This is a genomic window from Asticcacaulis sp., assembly GCF_035497195.1.
Taxonomy (GTDB): domain Bacteria; phylum Pseudomonadota; class Alphaproteobacteria; order Caulobacterales; family Caulobacteraceae; genus Asticcacaulis.
Window position 1 is genome coordinate 92,888 of record NZ_DATJDZ010000014.1, and the last position, 17,147, is coordinate 110,034.

Consider the following 17,147-nt stretch of genomic DNA (forward strand, 5'->3'; position numbering starts at 1 on the left):
GGGTTGGGGCCAATGGCCCCAAGTCTTCTTTCTTTCTAAAGAAAAACCCGGTCTTTAGGATCGGGTTTTTCTTTAGAATAAGGCAAGGTTTGTGGGGTCACAGACCCCACGCCCCATAAATTATATCTCGCCATCCCAGCCGCAGGTCTGGCCTGCGTTCTGCTCTTCCAGCCAGGCATTCAGCGGCGCGAAATAGTCCATGATCGCCGTGGCGTCCATGTCGCGCTGGCCGGTGAAGGTTTCCAGCGCGTCCGGCCAGGGCTGCGACTGCCCCATCTCCAGCATGGCGTTCAGCTTCTCGCCAACCGCCCGTTCGCCATAGACCGAACAGCGGTGCAGCGGTCCTTTCCAGCCGGCCTGTTCACATGCCGCGCGCTGGAACTGGAATTGCAGGATATCGGCCAGGAAATAGCGCGTATATGGCACGCTGGCCGCCACGTGATATTTCGCCCCCGGATCGAAGGCCGAATCCGGCCGCACGCCCGGCGCTTCCAGCCCCTGATACTTGCGCACCAGTTCCCACCAGCGCTGATTATACTGCGCCTCGGTGATCTGGCCGGAGAAGACCTCCCAGCGCCAGCGGTCGATTTCCAGTCCGAACGGCAGGAAGGCGATTTTTTGCAAGGCCATCTTGAGCAGGTAGGGAATATCCTCGGAATCGCTCGGCACCTTGGCGAGCAGGCCGATCTGGTTAAGATAGGTCGGCGTCACCGAAGAGAGGCCAACGAAATCGCCGATCGCCTCGTGGAAGCCGTCATTGGCGCCGTTCTTGAACAGATAGGGCTGATCGGCATAGGCGCGCTGATAGAAGTTATGCCCCAGTTCATGGTGGACCGTATAGAAATCCTCGCCATTGACCTTCGTACACATCTTGATGCGCAGGTCATCGACATTATCGACGTCCCAGGCTGAGGCGTGGCAGACGACTTCGCGGTCACGCGGCCGGGTAAACTGCGAGCGCTCCCAGAAGGTAGACGGCAGGCCCTTGAAGCCGAGCGAGGTATAGAAGCTCTCGCCGGTCTTGACCATTTTCAGCGGATCGTACTTTTTTTTCACCAACAGCTTGTCGAGGCTGTAGCTCGATTTGATGCCTTTCGGCGCCACCACGTCATAGATGTTCGACCAGTCCTGCGCCCACATATTGCCGAGCAGGTCAGCACGGATCGGGCCGGTCTTCGGCTGGACGGCATCGCCATACTTCTCATTGAGCTTGCGGCGCGTGTAGCAGTGCAGGTTCTTGTAGAAGGGCGCGACCTGGTTCCACAGCTTGTCGGTCTCGGCGGCGAAGGCGTCGGGATCCATGTCATAGCCGGAGCGCCACAGGGCGCCGGTGTCCTTGAAGCCCAGGCCTTGCGCGCCGGCGTTGGAAAGGGTGGTCAGCTTGGCGTAATCGTCCTTCATGGGCGCTGCAATGCTCATCCAGCCTTCCCACATGGCGCGCGTGGTGACCGGATCACGCGTCTTGGCCATCACGTCCGAGGCGTCGTCAAGATTATAGGTCTTGCCCTTCCAGTCGAACTTGCCGGTGGAATAGGTCGAACCCAATTTGGCGGCCACGGCGGAGAGTTCCTCGGCCGCACCGGGTTCAGCGGCCGCCGGCAGGGTCTGGGAAATACGCAGCAGATTCAACTTGCGGCGCGTCACCGGATCGGCATCGACATCGTTATACTGCGCGGATTCCATGGCGTACTTGACCGTCGCCTCGTTCAACGCGGCATCGGCGCGGGTTTGCAGCCATTCTGTGTCGTAATTGATGAAGGTGGCCCCGACCCACTGCACATGGGCGTCATATTCACCGAGATCGGCCAGCTTCTTTTCGGCGTCATCGACAAAGGCCTTCGCCTCTTCGGCAGTCGGTTTGGCTGGGGCGACCGGACCAGCCAGGGCGGGTGCGACAGGCACAGTATAGGCCCCCGGCCCACTTCCCGCCCCCAGCACCACGGAAGAGTCCGTCGGCGCCGTCGCGCACCCGGTAAGCAAGGCAATACACGCCGCCGATGTCAGCAGATACTTCATGGCCAGTCCTCCCAAATAGTTAACAATCGAAGGGAAGGCTATTTGGTTGCAGGCGTCAAGAGGCGGTTACAGCATTAACGAGAATCTGCGTGCCGGTTTTAACGTCTGAAAGTGCTGCCGGTATATGGAACAGGCTGAATAGTATCACGCCGATACCGACAACAACGAAGACTACAGGCACAAGCTTGAGAACAATCGAGGATTGGCGCTCAAACTGCATGACTTGCATGCGGTGAAAGATGCGAAATGGCCAGAACCCATTATCAGCCAGATAGCGTGCGCCCCGGAGCATCATATCCCCGCGCAGGAAAAAAACGCCGCCAATACCAATGGCGCAAACGCCCCAGCCCAGTAAGAAGCCAAAACCCGCTTCGCCTGTTTCGATGCCTGATGAGAAAGACAAAAGTGCGAAAGTCCAGCCGATCATGGCAACGAGGAAAAGCAGATAATAAAATCGGTCGTAAAGATATGGCGCGCCCGGCTCTCTAAAAGCCCTTGGCCCGCCCGTCAGCAAACCCCAAGCAATATTGACGAACATGCTGATGCCAACGACAATAAACAGCACAGGTATAGCAAGGAAAACCCCGTAACGTTCTATAAGACCCATCATTTCCCCCTCTAAAAAGCTATTCCGCCGCGCAGGCATCCAGCCCCTGATTGACCACCGTCCGCGCATTGGCGGCGATGCGGCCGGAGCGCTTGCTGCCCTTCGCCTTGCGCTTGATCGGATTGGGAAGGATAGCCGCCAGTTGCGCCGCCTCGGCGCGGGACAGCGTCTTCGCGCTATGGCCGAACCAGTATTGCGAGGCGGCTTCTGCACCATAGATGCCCGGTCCCATCTCGATCGAATTGAGATAGACCTCCATGATCCGGTCCTTCGACCACATATGCTCGATCAGGAAGGTGTAATAGACCTCGAAACCCTTGCGCACCCACGAACGGTCCGGCCACAGGAAGACATTCTTGGCGGTCTGCTGCGAAATGGTCGAGGCGCCGCGCTTTCTTTTGTGGGTCGCGTTATAGCGCTCGGCTTTCTGGATGGCCTGGATATCGAAGCCGTCATGGGTGCAGAACTTGGCGTCTTCCGAGGCGATGACCGCGCGTTTGAGGTTATCGCTGATCTGATAGGCTGGCACCCAGCGGTGGTCGAGGCCATTGCCCTGGGCCAGTTTCTCGATCATCAGCACGGTGATCGGCACCGGCACGAAGCGGTGGATGGCGACGGACAGGATCGAAAAGGCAAAAAAGCCAACGATACAGGCGCCCAGAAAACGCAGGGGGCGAAATTTACGCTTTACACTTACTGGCATGGGTTTGAGGGACGACTCCGGCGGGGCGTCATAGATGGTTTCTTCACTCAGGCCCGGAACAATATCTTCCGGCTCATCGTCACGCTCACTCATAACGCCCCCAGCGCCAAAGCGGACCTACTCCGCGTGTTCGAAGATATAAACCACGCCGTCCTCATCGCCAAACAGAATACGATTGGCCTCGCCGGAGATGGCAAGCGCGGTGATCGGCGCACCCTTTTCGCCCTTGATCCACTCGACATGGGTTGACTGCAGTTCGGCCAGCCAGACGCGGCCGTCTTCGGTGCCGGCGCTGAGGATGGTTTCCTCGGCCGCCCCGGCCACACAACTGACCATGCTGCTTTCCAGCGGATTGATCTCGGAAGCCTCCTCGCCCATCGGACCATTCGGGCGCAGAAAGGGCCAGACCACCGCGCCATTGGCGCCGGAGGTGGCCAGCAGCTTGCCCTTGGCGAAGAAATCGAGCGACTTGATCTTGGCCGGATAGCCGCCCATGCGCATGTCTTTTGAATCTTTCAGGCGCCAGCCGTGCAGGGCATTTTCCTGCATGGCGGTGATAACGAATTCACCCGAAGGCGCCATGGCGATCTTGGTGTGCGACCCGGCCCAGAACAGCTTGGTCGGCTTCTGCTTTTCATCGATGCGGGCAAACCACACGACGACGCCATTATAGGTGGCGCAATACAGCTTGCGCGCCTTGGGATCAAATACGAGATCCGAAACCGAATGCTCGTGCGTGAAGATTTTGCTCTCTTTCTTGAGCAGGTCGAGCACATGCACCTTCTTGGCGGTGGCATAGGCGATGACCTGGCCTTCGGGCGCCACGGCGATGACGTCGATCCAGGCGCCGGTGTGCACGGCAAGTTCGATCGGGCCGGCATCCTTCGAGGTCCAGACCACGCGGCCATCGTCGCCACCGGTGATGACGCCAAGCCCGGTCGGGTGGATGACAGCGGTCAGGATTCCAGCGTTCGGATGGGCCTCGTATTCTTTTTCCGAATCCGGAAAGACGATACGGCCATCACCGAGCGCCACTACAGGCTCGTCAAGCGCATCGAACAGGGCGGCGACCACATAGGTGTCGAAGGATTTTTGGTAAGCAAAGGTCATGGGGGGCTTATAGGTGCATGAAAAGAATTTGGGAAGGCCACTTCTCCTCCCCTGCAAAGCGGGGGAGGTGGCAGCGCGAAGCCCAAAGGGCTGGTGTCGTTGACGGAGGGGGCCGCTTTTATTCACTTCGGGGTTGCCCCCTCCGTCACGAACTACGCCGTGACACCTCCCCCGAACGCTACGCTACAGGGGAGGAGGAAAAGGTATTAAGCCGCAATCGTCGACTCAAAACCCGCCTTGATCGCCGCTGTATCCAAATGGCGGCCGATAAACACGGCGCGCGAGATACGCTTTTCATCCGCCTGCCATTCGCGTTGCAGGTCGCCCTCAAGGATCATGTGAACCGCCTGGAAAACCAGACGCTTGTTCTCGCCCTTAACGTCGAGAATGCCCTTGGCACGCAGGATATCCTGGCCCTTTTCCGCCAGCAGCTTATCCAGCCACTGAGTGAAGCGGGCGCCATCGATCGGCTTGTCGGTGCTGAGGGAAATGCTCTTGATCTCTTCGTCGTGGATCGGATTGATGGTGTGACTGCAATGCTCGTCATGGACGTGGCCGGCCTCGCCATGCGCCGGGCCATGGCTATGACCGTGGTCATGATGGTGATGCCCGTGATCATGATCGTGGCCGCAATGCTCATCATGCACATGGCCGGCTTCACCGTGCGCCGGATTGTGGTCATGATCATGATGGTGGTGATCATGATCGTCGTGGCCGACATCTTCCAGCTTTGTCAGATCAAAGCGATGCTGGTTCAGCAGCGATGCGATATCGACGAACGAGCGCTGGGCGCGGGTGATGGTAGCCAGCGGATTCAGCCCCTTCAGGCGGCCTTCGATCTCGTCGAGCTTGGCGTCATCGACCAGATCGGTCTTGTTGAGGATGATGTGGTCGGCAAAGGCGATCTGTTCCTTGACCACGCGGTCGGTCTTCAGCGCCTCATCGAAATGCAGGGCATCGACCAGCGCCGTCACCGAATCAAGATAGGTCTTCGCCTTGATGTCTTCATCGACAAAGAAGGTCTGCGCCACCGGGCCGGGATCGGCCAGGCCGGTTGTTTCCACGATGATGGCATCGAACCGGCCCTTGCGCTTCATCAGTTGCGACAAGATGCGGATCAGGTCGCCGCGCACCGTGCAGCAGACGCAGCCATTGTTCATCTCAAACACTTCTTCATCGGCGCCGACGATCAGGTCGTTGTCGATGCCGATCTCGCCGAACTCATTGACGATGACGGCATATTTCTTGCCGTGGTTTTCCGAGAGGATGCGGTTGAGCAGGGTCGTCTTACCGGCGCCCAGATAGCCGGTCAGGACGGTGACGGGGGTCTTTGCGGTAACGGAAGCAGTATCGGCCATGAGGGTGTTACTTTATAAAGGGAAAGTGGGTCTGGCGCTTAGTTAAGCCTTCGCGCATTGAAATCAAGCCTTGAGTTATATAGAAAGGCCCAGGCGGTTTGTTTGCGGAATAAAATAGCCCATTACGGCTTTAAAACCCGTTGACTCACTGAGATATCCTTGTATAAGTCGCCGCCTCTCGCCCGGAGCCTTCTGGTTCCTGGGGCGTTTTTCCATTCTCCCGCGCAGGACTTTTCTCTATAAAGCCCCGTGCCTACGCAAAGGTTCTTGACCATGTACGCGGTCATCAAAACAGGCGGTAAGCAATACCGTGTATCGGCTGGCGATCTGATCGTTGTCGAAAAGCTCGAAGGCGAAGCCGGCGCGGCTATGAAGTTCAACGAAGTGCTGATGCTCGGCGATGCGGCCGGTGCCGTTGTCGGCGCACCGCTCGTTGATGGCGCCGTCGTCGAAGCCACCCTGATCGAAACCCGCAAGGGCGAGAAGGTTCGCATCTTCAAGAAGACCCGCCGTCAGGGCTATCGCCGTACCCGCGGCCATCGCCAGTTGCAGTCGGTTCTGCGCATCACCTCGATCCTCGGCGCCGGCAAGTCGGCGAAGTGGGAAGGCACCGTTTCGCTGACCACCAAGGCCGAACTCGACGCCCGCGCCCGTAACCTGGCGCCGCGTAATCTGGCCGCCGCCATCGAAACACCGGAAGTGGTTTCGGTTCCGGTTATTGCCGAGGACGCTCCCAAGAAGAAGGCCGCCCCTAAGAAGGCCAAGGCCGAAGCCGCTTCTGACGAAGCTTAAGATTAAAGTTTAAGAGGACACCCTCCCATGGCACACAAAAAATCTGGCGGCTCGTCACGCAACGGCCGCGACTCACAATCCAAGCGTCTTGGCGTCAAGAAGTACGGCGGCGAGCTTGTCCTTTCGGGCAACATCCTTGTCCGTCAGCGCGGCACCAAGTTCTTCGCTGGTGAAAACGTCGGCCTCGGCCGCGACCACACCCTTTTCGCCACGGCGACAGGCAATGTGAAGTTTACCACCAAGCGCGACGACCGTTGTTACGTGTCGATCCTGCCGGTGGCTGCGGCCGCCGAATAGGCACCATTCGATATTTTCGGATCGTGCTTATGTTTTTAAGCCGATCCGGACCGAGTTTAGAGCGGGAGTCCGGATTTTCACCGGGCTCCCGTTTTCGTTTTTGGTTTTAACATAAACCAATCGTGATCCCGCTCTTTCAGACCTGTGGTGGAACTGACACAGTTCGACCCTAAATAGACCTTAGCCTGCCAGTATTGTCCGGGGCATAAGGTCAGAGCGAGAGAATGATTATGCACAACGAACCCCAAAGGGCATTCATTGCCCCCCAAAGGCCAGAGCATATTAGTGTCGAGACGACCCGCCTGAGCCTGACGGCGCTTAAAGACGCTGATCTCGATGCGGTCATGGCCGTCTTCGCCGACAAGAATTCAGCCCGGATGACCCACGCCATCCCGCATCCGCTGGAACGGGGTGAAGCCGAGGCCCTGCTGACCCAGATGTCGGCCACGCCTTTCACCCACTGGGCGATCCGGCTGGATGACGAACACCTGATCGGCATCATCAGCCTGACCAAGTCGGCCTGCGGCACATCGGGCGGCATCCATTCGTTCGGCCCGAACCTGAGCGTCTTCATCGCGCCGGCATATCAGGGCCAGGGCTATGCCATAGAGGCGACCGATGGCCTGCTGCGCTGGTGTAAGAAGCGGAAGCTTCACCGCATCATCCATGCGGCGCACTTCGCCGATAATGAAGCCTCGGCGTCGGCGCTGATCAAGGCCGATTTCCTCTATACCGGCCGCCGCACTATGGAGACCTCGCTGGCCCGCGAAGGCGAGCACCTGGCGCTCCATATGATCCGTATTCTATAACCCGGCCCCGCCGCAAACCCTTGTGTGCGCGCAAGATCATTGATCTTGCGCGCATTTTAGTTCAAAGAACTCCGATGAAATTCCTCGATCAGTGTAAAATCTATATCCGTTCCGGTAACGGCGGCGCCGGCGCCGTTTCGTTCCGCCGTGAAAAGTTCATCCCCAACGGCGGACCCGACGGCGGCGACGGCGGCAATGGCGGCGATGTATGGATCGAGGCCAGGGACGGCCTCAACACGCTGATCGATTATCGCTATCAGCAGCACTTCAAGGCCAAGACCGGCACTCACGGCATGGGTCGCCAGATGCACGGCGCCAATGCCGAGGATATCGTGATGTATGTGCCGGTCGGCACGGAAGTCTTTGAAGAAGATCATGAAACACTGATCGTCGATCTCGATGAAGCCGGCAAGCGTTACCAACTGGCCAGGGGCGGCAATGGCGGCTGGGGCAATACGCGCTTCAAGGGGCCGATCAATCAAGCGCCGAAATTCGCCCTGCCTGGTCAGGATGGCGAAGAAAAATGGATCTGGCTGCGCCTCAAACTGATCGCCGATGCCGGTCTGGTGGGGTTGCCCAATGCCGGCAAATCGACCTTCCTGGCGGCATCGAGCGCCGCCAAGCCGAAGATCGCCGACTATCCCTTCACCACGCTGGTGCCCAATCTCGGCGTCATCGACCTGGGCCCTGAACAACGCGTCGTTATGGCCGATATTCCCGGCCTGATCGAGGGCGCATCGGAAGGGGCCGGCCTCGGCACCAAGTTCCTCGGCCACGTCGAGCGCACCAAGGTGCTGATCCACCTGATCGACGGCACCTCGGAAGACCCGGTGAAATCGTACAAGGTGATCCGCAAGGAACTGAACGCCTACGACGAAATCCTCGGCTCCAAAACCGAACTCGTCGCCATCAACAAGGTCGATTCGCTCGATGCCGACGCCCGCAAGAAGCTGGCGGCGAAAATCAAGAAAGCCTGCGGCCAGACGCCCTTCCTGATCTCCGGCGTCACCGGTGAAGGCGTGCGCGACCTGTTGTTCGCCGCGCTGGAAACCATCACCGGCGAGAAGCATCTGGAGGCCAATCCGGTGCCCGAAATCGCCCCTGCCTATAATCCGATGGATAATCGCTAGGGCATGTTGCGCGCCGGTCTTGCCCCCATGTCACCGGCCGTTCCCTCAGGCGCCTTGCGCAGCGGCTTCCACCTCGAACGCGGGATGACGGTCGGCCTGTTCGGCGGATCGTTCAATCCGGCGCACGAGGGCCATCGCCATGTCGCCGAAACGGCACGGCAGAAGCTGGGGCTGGACAAGATAATCTGGCTGGTGTCGCCGCAGAACCCGCTGAAATCGAAGACGGAGACCGCGCCGCTGGCCGAGCGCATCGCACAGCTCTACCCCTTTACCGGCCCGAAGGATGTGATCTCAGATTTCGAGACGCGCATCCACGCCACCTATACGCTCGATACCCTGCGCGCCCTGAGGGCACGCTATCCCGGCGTTCATTTCGTGTGGATCATGGGCGGCGACAGCCTGGCCGGTTTTCATAACTGGCGCGGCTGGGTGCAACTCATGCACATGGTGCCGATCGCCGTGGTTTCGCGCCCCGGCGCGCTGATGAAGGCGCGTTTTTCCCCCGCTACCCAGCGCTTCGCCCGCTATCGTATAGATGAACACGCCGCCCGCACCCTGCCGTTTTTGAAGCTGCCCGCCTGGACCTATATCAAAGGTCCGTTACATGGGCATTCTTCAACGGCCTTGCGCTTGAAATTGAAGACGAGGTTTTAATTCGTTCACAGGCCGCGAAGGCTCGCCCCATAAGGGGCGGCGGGTGGTCGCCCTTGCCAAAACCGAGGACGGTTTTGGAGATTTTTCAAAAATTCCATCAAAGGGTGACCGCCCGCACATTTTGTGCTATGCAGTCTCTATTGTGGATCATAAAGGAACTGAAACCCTGTCTCGCCAACCCGCGCAAACTGCGCCCGAAACCCCTCAGTCTGAGGCTACGCCTGACCAAGGTCAGACCTCCCACGATGAAGCTCCCTCCACCGAAGGCTTGCTGCCTCTGGAAACCCTGATCGTCAACAAACTCGATGACGACAAGGCGCAGGATATCGTTTGTATCGACCTGAAGGGCAAGTCCTCGGTCGCCGACACCCTGATCATCGCCTCCGGACGCTCGCACCGCCATGTCGGCGCGCTGGCCGATCACGTCGTTCGCGCGCTCAAGGAAGCCGGCTTCGGCAAGGCCAAGATCGAAGGCCTGCCGGCCTGCGACTGGGTGCTGATCGATGCCGGCGATGTCGTCGTGCATATCTTCCGCCCGGAAGTCCGCAGCTTCTACAATATCGAGAAGATCTGGTCGCTGTCGCCGGATGGCACCGGTCATACCGTTTCTGCTTAAATGAAACTGACGCTCTGCGCGGTCGGCAAGCTCGGCGCGACGGTCGAAAACAATCTCGTCAAAGACTATCTGAACCGCGCCAATTTAACCGGGCGCGGTTTAGGCATTTCGCCGGTTGATCTGCTGGAGGTCGAAGCCAAAAAGGGCGCGAAGGCCGCCACCTCGGCGCTGCTGAAAGCCCAGGAGATGGAAGCGATCAAGGCGGCCTTAAGTGAAGGCGGGATACTGATCACCTGCGATGAGCACGGCGAACAACTGACCTCACGCCAGATCGCCACGCGCCTCAATACCTACAAGGATCGCGGCGAGCGTCGGGTGACTTTCCTGATCGGTGGGGCCGATGGTCTCGATCCGGCCCTGCTGAAGGCCTCGGCCTTTTCGCTGGCCTTCGGTCCGCAAACCTGGCCGCACGCCCTCGTCCGCGTCATGCTGGCGGAGCAGATGTACCGCGCCACTACCATCCTGGCGGGATTGCCTTACCATCGGGATTAAATCAGATCGCCCCTATGCGATCTGACCAGGGCAAGTGCCCGCCCGAGCTGATGCGAGGAGGCATGGGGGACGCCTAGTCCGGCGCTTGAGCTGAAAAACCGTTTATTGAGAATTAAGCCGAACCACCTTATCTCAAGGATATGCTCGCTTCCTCGCGCCATCTGCTGTTGACCGGCCTTGCCGTCCTCGCCCTCACAGGGGCGGCGCAGACCGATGCGCAACAGCGGACGCATGACCTTTCCGAAGCCGACCGCGCCACGCTTGACACCTTGTCAGCCCAGCGCCGCGCCGAGGAGCGTAAGAGCGACAGCCAACGCCGCTCCGCCCGTCAGATCGCCCAGGAGGTCGAAGCCCTGCGTGAGCAGATCATCGAGATTTCGCGCAAGCAGGGCACCGGCGAAACACGATCGGCCATCTATCGCGCCCGGCTGGAGACCATCAACCAGCAGGAAACCGACATCACCCGCCGGCTGACGGCCGAGCGCGACAAGCAATCGCGCCTGCTTTCGGCCTTGCAAATCTATTCGCGTAACCCGCCGCCGGCGCTTTTCGTCACCCCGCGTAAGGCCAACGACGCCGTGCTGGCCGCCATCATCATGCGCGCCATCACGCCTGAACTGCAAAAACGCACCGACGGACTGGTCCGGCAAAATAGCCAACTCGTCAATCTGCGCCGGCAGGCGGCCCTGCAAAACGAGGCCATCTTCATCTCCGAAAGCGAGGTTTCCGAGCAGCGCAGCGAGATCGAGCGGTTGATCCAGCAGAAGATGGATCTGGAAGACCAGCTTCTCAATCAGGCCGATCAGATGGATGTCCGCGCCGCCGAACTGAAGGCGCACGAGAACCGCCTGACCGGCGACCTGCCGCTGAAATTCTTCGGCTCGCCAGCCATAGATAATACGCACCTGCTCCCGCCCGTCGTCGGCGACATCACGCGCAATTTCGGCCAGCTCGACGGCAACGGTCCGTCCAATCGCGGCACCTCCTATGCCGCCCTGCCCGGCAGCCAGGTGACGGCGCCAGCGGAAGGCGAGGTCGAATACGCCGGCCCGCTTGACTCCTATGGCCAGGTCGTCGTCCTTAGCATCGGCCATGAGTTTCGCGTGGTGATCACCGGAATCGGCCGGATCTACGTCCAGCAGGGCCAAACCGTCAGCCGCCACGAACCGCTCGGCCGGATGCCGAATCTCTCGGAGAAAAAAGCCATTCTCTATATGGAGTTGCGCAAGGGCGAAACGCCGGTCAATCCGGCGACAACCCTCCAGATTTCCAGCAAATAAGTCCGATAATGGCCGTTTATGAGGCCTTTGCCCGGCAGACGGCGCCCCCCATCCAAACTAAATAAGAGCGCCCCGTTTACGCCATGTTCGCACTCTTATATGCTAACCTGATTGTATGCCCTTCGAGGATCTAATGAAGAACATTTATCTTGCCGGCGCCGCCGCTGTCGCCCTGAGTATCGGGGCCGTGGCCTATGCCAGCCAGCCGGCATTCTCGCCGCGCTCTGATACCTACAAGCAGCTGGAATTGTTCGGCAATGTGCTGGCCATCGTCCAGCAGGACTATGTGGTTCCGGTCGATTCGAAGAAGCTGATCAACGCCGCTCTCGAAGGGATGCTGGGTTCGCTCGATCCCCATTCCAACTATCTGTCGGATGATGATTACAACGACCTGAAGGAAAAGACGCGCGGCTCCTACGGCGGCATCGGCCTGGAAGTGACCAGCGAAGACGGCGCGGTCAAGGTCGTGACGCCTATTGACGACACCCCCGCCCAGAAGGCCGGCATCCAGTCCGGCGACTACATCACCGCCATCGATGGCACCAGCATACTGGGCCTGCCGCTCAATGACGCCATTACCAAGATGAAGGGCGATCCGAACACCAAGCTTATCGTCACCATCGTCCGCACCGGCAAGACCGAACCGTTCGATGTGCCGCTGACGCGTGAAATCATCGTCGTGAAGTCGGTCAAGACGCGCATGGAAGGTGACTACGGTTATCTGCGCATCGCTTCCTTCTCGGAAACCACCGCCAACGACACCAAAACGCAACTGGCCGACCTGATGGCCAAGAACCCGAAGATGAAGGGTCTTGTGCTCGACCTGCGTAACAATCCCGGCGGCCTGCTGGAGCAATCGGTCGGCGTCGCGGATCTCTTCCTCGATGGCGGCGAAATCGTCAGCCAGCGCGGCCGCGATCCGAAGGACATCATCCGGTATCAGGCGAAAAAGGGCGACATGCTGAACGGCAAGCCAATCGTCGTGCTCACCAATCCGGGTACGGCCTCGGCGGCGGAAATCGTCTCCGGCGCCTTGCAGGATCAGAAGCGCGCCACCATCGTCGGCCTGACCACCTTCGGTAAAGGCTCGGTGCAAAGCGTTATCGATCTCGGCGATAACCGCGCCGTCAAGCTGACCACCGCCCGCTACTATACGCCTTCGGGCCGCTCCATCCAGAAGACCGGCATCGAACCCGATCTCGAAGTGGCGCAATCGAAGGAGCAGGCGAAATACATCGCCACCTCGGCCATGCAGTATACCGAGGCCGCCTATGGCAATGCGCTGAATGCCGACGAAGGCAAGGCCAGACGCTCGGCTCACGCCGTCCAGGAAGTGCCGCCGGAAGATTTCGACACCAAGACCGGTGATTTCGAACTGACCCGCGCGCTCGACGTGCTGAAATACAACGGCGACGTCAAACTGGCCGCGGCGCACCCGCGCGGCGCCAAGCTGGCTGATGCCGACCTGGTCGACAAGCCGGGCGCCAAGTTCGACGCCAAGGCCAAGGCGGCCACACCGGCAGGCACGGTTTCTGGAGCCAGTTCATCCTCGGCGTCTTCAAGTTCGTCGTCTTCCAGCTCGGCGTCATCTTCGTCAGCCGAAAAGAAATAGGAACAGGCCTCCCCTTACCGGGAGGCTTTTTCTTTACAGAGCAGTGTTTTCCTCGCCCGATTCAGCTTCCGTTAGGCTTTGTTAACCCTAATCCGGCACTATCCGAACTGTCATATTTCCAGTTCAGACGGACCATGTTCGCCAAGCCCAAACCCTCGTCAAACTTACCACGCCGTCCGCGCTTCGATCCGCCGCGTGGCGCGCGTCCGCACCTGCGCGAACTGCCGAACGTGTGGGCCGGCCGGATCGTCGAAACCTGCAGGAAGCCCTATGTCGCACCGGTATCGGCGCTGGCGGTGTTCGCCGTCGCGGCCTTCGCCTTTCTGAACCTGGCCGGTGACCCCAATGCCGGCTCGCCGTCCGTCCGGATAAATCTCGCCAAGGACAAGGCCGCCGCCCCTGCCGCGCATGTAGCCGCCGCTGACGGTCAGGCGGGGATGCAGGCCTTCACGCTCGACAGCCTCGGCATGTTCGGCGACGCCAGCGCGGATACCTTCAACGACCCCAACGCCGCACCGATCCAGGGCACCGCCGTTATCACCATGCCGGGTGACGATGGCACGGCAGGGCCCGCGCCGAAATTCACCCCCTCGCCGCTAGCTCAAGCGCCAATCAGCGGCCTCGTTCAGGCCGCCGATGCCGGCCCGTTACCGGTCATCGCCCCCAATGGCCAGACGCCGGCCTCGGCCTATGCCCGCCCGTTCAAAGGTGACGGACGACCGATGGTGGCGCTTGTCGTCGGCGGACTGGGCCTCAATCCGGCCACCACCAAACAGGCCATCGAGCAACTGCCGCCGCAGGTGACGCTCTCCTTCGTACCCTATGTCTCCGGCCTGCAAGGCTGGATAGATCTGGCCCGCGCCAGCGGTCATGAGGTGATGATCGAGGTGCCGATGCAACCAACCAACTACCCGGACAATGACCCCGGCCCGCAAACCCTGCTGGCCAATGCCCGCACCGACGACCTGATCGGCCACCTGAACTGGGTGCTTTCGCGCGCCACCGGTTATTTCGCCGTCTCCAACTATCAGGGCGGCGCCTTCTTCCGGGACAAGGCCGGCACGACGGTCTTCCTGCAAAACCTCAAGACACGTGGCGTCGCCTTTATCGATGATGGCCAGGCGCGCGCCCTGCAAGGCGCCTGGGGCCGCGCCTCGGCCGACCGCATCATCGACAACCAGATCAATTCAACCGCCATCTATGCCCAACTGGGTGGCCTGGAAGCCACCGCCAAGAGCCGTGGCTCGGCGCTTGGCACCGGCTTCGCCTATCCCGTCACCCTGGCCGTGGCGCTCAAATGGACGCAAGGCCTAGACGCCAAGGGCATTCAGCTCGCGCCCGCCTCGGCGATTACGCATCAATGACCACTACCGCCAAGGGGCCGGAAGGCTATCGCCCCAATGTCGGGCTTGTCGTTTTCAATAGCACCGGCAAGGTGTGGATCGGGCATCGTTTCGGTGTCAATGGCAACCACGCCTGGCAGTTTCCGCAAGGCGGAGTCGATGAAGGCGAAGAACTCGACGCCGCCGCCCTGCGCGAGCTTTATGAGGAAACCGGCATCCGTTCGGTCGAGCCGATCGGCCGGACAAAGGACTGGATCGTCTATGACTTCCCCCCGGAAGTGCTGGCCAACAAACGGATCGGCAAGAATTTCAAGGGCCAGAAACAGATATGGTTCGCCTATCGTTTCACCGGCGCGGATTCTGAAATCGACCTGACGACTCACGGCGAACAGGAGTTTTCGCGCTGGGAATGGTGCGATCTCGATACAATCATCGACCGCGTGGTCCATTTCAAGCGTGACAGCTACCGCAAGGTTATCGCCGAATTGCGGACGCTGCTGACCAAATAACTTATCGTTGCGAAGTCACGCGCTTGTGTCCGCCGCGACGAACTTACTGCCTGTTTCTGACGCGTGATACGCCAATAATATCGCCGTTATTCATCAGGCGAGGAAATCATGTCAGACTCCACCTATATCGATGGCTTTGTCATCCCGGTCCACAAGGACAATAAAGACGCCTATCTGAAAATGGCGAAGATGGCCGCCGAAATCTGGCGCGATCACGGCGCGCTGGAAATCATCGAATGCTGGGGCGATGATGTGCCCGAAGGCAAGGTCACGTCCTTTCCCCTGGCAGTAAAGGCCGAGCTGGATGAGGTCGTCGTATTTTCCTGGGTCCGCTGGCCATCTAAAGAGGCGCGGGACGCCGGCAATGAGAAGGTCATGGCCGATCCGCGAATGCAGATGAAGCCGGAAGAGATGCCATTTGACGGCAAACGACTGATCTTCGGCGGCTTTTCCCTGCTCAATGCCGGCTGATCAGCGCGCGATTTCAACAATGACCGGATAATCAGGCACCTCAATCGTCAGTTCGCCCTCACCGGCAAGCTGACGGATGGCGGCTTCCTGCTTCATCGGATCATACAGCGCCGTTGCCCTGGCACCGGACGGCAAGGTCAGCTTCACCGGCACCGGCACATTTTGGATTGGCTTGCCGTGTTCACGATCCCAAAAAGCAATCTCATTCCATAACAGGATTCCGGTTTCACCAGATGCTTTCTGGATCGTCAGCACACGGAGCGTTTTGGGCGCGCCTTGTATTTCCACATCAAGCGGCTGCGGCATGAAGGTCAATGCGGCTGGATCAGGATCACCGATGATCCGCAGCAGATTGCGCAGGGCCTTCGCTGCGGGCTTCGGCTGGCTATCGACCGTAAACAGCCCCAAATGCAGCCAGTTCGATTTGCCTTCCGGATCGGGCTTTTCATCGAGCAGTTCATAAAGATAGATGCGCGACACGCCATATTGCGCGGCGTCCAGAATGCCGTTGAGTATGCCCTTCGCCTGTTCCGCTTCGCCGACGCCGATCACCAGCCAGCCGCTCTGCGGATTGCTGGCATAGCCGAATTCGGTGATGACCCAGGGCTTGCCGTCCGCCCATAGGTTCTTTTTGCCCATCCAGCCGCCCGGCTGATTGCCGTTTTGCGCATAGACGTGCGTATTATGGTAATCACCCCGGTCTCCGAGCGTATTCGGTATATCATTGCCCGTCAGGTCGAGGATGGGAATGTGACCTAGCGTCGGGTGCGTCCGCAGCAAGCTGACCGTCGCCGCGTGCGCCGCGAGGGCGGCCTCCAGGCTCGTGTCACCGTTATAGGTCACTGGCTCGTTATTGACTTCATTGAAGCCTTCGATCGATTCAATCGCTCCGGGCCGGGCCGCTTCGAGCTTTTCAAGACCAATAATTGGATCTGCCGGATGATAGACACCGCCGCCGATTATCAGGTTGAAACGCACCCCCGCCTTGTTCAGCCAGATATATTCGGCCAGCGGCAACGGCCGGCCAAGCGCGACTCGCGGAACACTATCCCGGACATGACGAATATCGAGATAGTCGAGCGCGCGGATCACATCGGCAATGCGCCGGTAAGCGCCATCTGTGTAGCGAATATGGGTATTGACGCCGACGGATTGCCGCACCGCCTCCGCCCGCAAAGGCACATAGGTTTCCGCCACTGCGGCGCTGGCGGAAACGACCGCCGCACCACATACCGCCCCGATGATCATATCCCGCCACATGCCCATGTCCCAACAGGTAGCAGCCGGAACGGCAGTGCGTCTAGTTTTTACCTGTCAGAGAGCGAATGTCGGGCGTACCGTCACCCCA

18 protein-coding genes are annotated in these 17,147 nt (G+C 59.7%); 12 read left to right on the top strand and 6 right to left on the bottom strand.

Annotated features, from left to right (window positions below; genetic code table 11):
* Positions 1-120: 120 nt before the first annotated feature.
* From VL130_RS04490 to VL130_RS04510, 5 genes are all read right to left on the bottom strand, one after another.
* A complete protein-coding gene (locus VL130_RS04490; protein WP_325361534.1) occupies positions 121-2,016 on the bottom strand; it encodes a M2 family metallopeptidase in 1,896 nt (631 codons plus the stop codon).
* Between the two features lie 55 nt (positions 2,017-2,071).
* Positions 2,072-2,626, bottom strand: coding sequence for a hypothetical protein (locus VL130_RS04495; protein ID WP_325361535.1), 555 nt, complete (start codon positions 2,624-2,626; stop codon positions 2,072-2,074).
* 16 nt (positions 2,627-2,642) lie between these two features.
* Positions 2,643-3,326 (bottom strand): monofunctional biosynthetic peptidoglycan transglycosylase, encoded by a 684-nt coding sequence (gene mtgA, locus VL130_RS04500; RefSeq protein WP_414636239.1) that lies wholly within the window; start codon positions 3,324-3,326, stop codon positions 2,643-2,645.
* A gap of 117 nt (positions 3,327-3,443) precedes the next feature.
* On the bottom strand, positions 3,444-4,436 hold the full coding sequence (locus VL130_RS04505) for a WD40 repeat domain-containing protein (protein WP_325361537.1): 993 nt from the start codon (positions 4,434-4,436) through the stop codon (positions 3,444-3,446).
* A gap of 206 nt (positions 4,437-4,642) precedes the next feature.
* Complete coding sequence (locus tag VL130_RS04510; RefSeq protein ID WP_325361538.1) at positions 4,643-5,794, bottom strand: GTP-binding protein; 1,152 nt, start codon at positions 5,792-5,794, stop codon at positions 4,643-4,645.
* Between the two features lie 273 nt (positions 5,795-6,067).
* On the opposite strand from VL130_RS04510, the gene rplU reads away from it, so the two are divergent.
* The 12 genes from rplU (at position 6,068) to VL130_RS04570 (ending at position 15,799) form a co-directional block, all read left to right on the top strand.
* A complete protein-coding gene (gene rplU, locus VL130_RS04515) occupies positions 6,068-6,586 on the top strand; it encodes a 50S ribosomal protein L21 (protein ID WP_325361539.1) in 519 nt (172 codons plus the stop codon).
* A gap of 27 nt (positions 6,587-6,613) precedes the next feature.
* Positions 6,614-6,883, top strand: a complete 270-nt coding sequence (rpmA, locus tag VL130_RS04520; RefSeq protein WP_325361540.1) for a 50S ribosomal protein L27 — start codon at positions 6,614-6,616, stop codon at positions 6,881-6,883.
* 230 nt (positions 6,884-7,113) lie between these two features.
* Complete coding sequence (locus VL130_RS04525; protein ID WP_325361541.1) at positions 7,114-7,692, top strand: GNAT family N-acetyltransferase; 579 nt, start codon at positions 7,114-7,116, stop codon at positions 7,690-7,692.
* 74 nt (positions 7,693-7,766) lie between these two features.
* On the top strand, positions 7,767-8,822 hold the full coding sequence (gene obgE / locus VL130_RS04530; RefSeq protein WP_325361542.1) for a GTPase ObgE: 1,056 nt from the start codon (positions 7,767-7,769) through the stop codon (positions 8,820-8,822).
* A 27-nt stretch (positions 8,823-8,849) separates the two neighbouring features.
* Positions 8,850-9,476 carry a nicotinate-nucleotide adenylyltransferase gene (locus VL130_RS04535; protein ID WP_325361543.1) on the top strand — a complete coding sequence of 209 codons (627 nt, stop codon included), beginning with the start codon at positions 8,850-8,852 and terminating at the stop codon, positions 9,474-9,476.
* A gap of 142 nt (positions 9,477-9,618) precedes the next feature.
* Positions 9,619-10,092: a ribosome silencing factor gene (gene rsfS / locus VL130_RS04540; protein WP_325361544.1), complete on the top strand. Its 474-nt coding sequence runs from the start codon at positions 9,619-9,621 to the stop codon at positions 10,090-10,092.
* Entirely contained in the window at positions 10,093-10,584 is a 492-nt protein-coding gene (gene rlmH, locus VL130_RS04545; RefSeq protein WP_325361545.1) for a 23S rRNA (pseudouridine(1915)-N(3))-methyltransferase RlmH, read from the top strand.
* A 140-nt stretch (positions 10,585-10,724) separates the two neighbouring features.
* Positions 10,725-11,864 (top strand): murein hydrolase activator EnvC family protein, encoded by a 1,140-nt coding sequence (locus VL130_RS04550; RefSeq protein ID WP_325361546.1) that lies wholly within the window; start codon positions 10,725-10,727, stop codon positions 11,862-11,864.
* Between the two features lie 133 nt (positions 11,865-11,997).
* Positions 11,998-13,476 carry a S41 family peptidase gene (locus tag VL130_RS04555; RefSeq protein ID WP_325361547.1) on the top strand — a complete coding sequence of 493 codons (1,479 nt, stop codon included), beginning with the start codon at positions 11,998-12,000 and terminating at the stop codon, positions 13,474-13,476.
* A gap of 134 nt (positions 13,477-13,610) precedes the next feature.
* Positions 13,611-14,840 (top strand): divergent polysaccharide deacetylase family protein, encoded by a 1,230-nt coding sequence (locus VL130_RS04560; RefSeq protein ID WP_325361548.1) that lies wholly within the window; start codon positions 13,611-13,613, stop codon positions 14,838-14,840.
* Positions 14,837-15,328: an RNA pyrophosphohydrolase gene (locus VL130_RS04565; RefSeq protein WP_325361549.1), complete on the top strand. Its 492-nt coding sequence runs from the start codon at positions 14,837-14,839 to the stop codon at positions 15,326-15,328. The genes VL130_RS04560 and VL130_RS04565 overlap by 4 nt, the downstream gene beginning before the upstream one ends.
* A 108-nt stretch (positions 15,329-15,436) precedes the next feature.
* The gene (locus VL130_RS04570) at positions 15,437-15,799 is read left to right on the top strand and encodes a DUF1428 domain-containing protein (RefSeq protein WP_325361550.1); all 363 of its coding nucleotides are present in this window, start codon (positions 15,437-15,439) and stop codon (positions 15,797-15,799) included.
* On the opposite strand, the gene VL130_RS04575 is transcribed toward VL130_RS04570, so the two are convergent.
* Positions 15,800-17,059, bottom strand: coding sequence for a hypothetical protein (locus tag VL130_RS04575; RefSeq protein WP_325361551.1), 1,260 nt, complete (start codon positions 17,057-17,059; stop codon positions 15,800-15,802).
* Between the last annotated feature and the right edge of the window lie 88 nt (positions 17,060-17,147).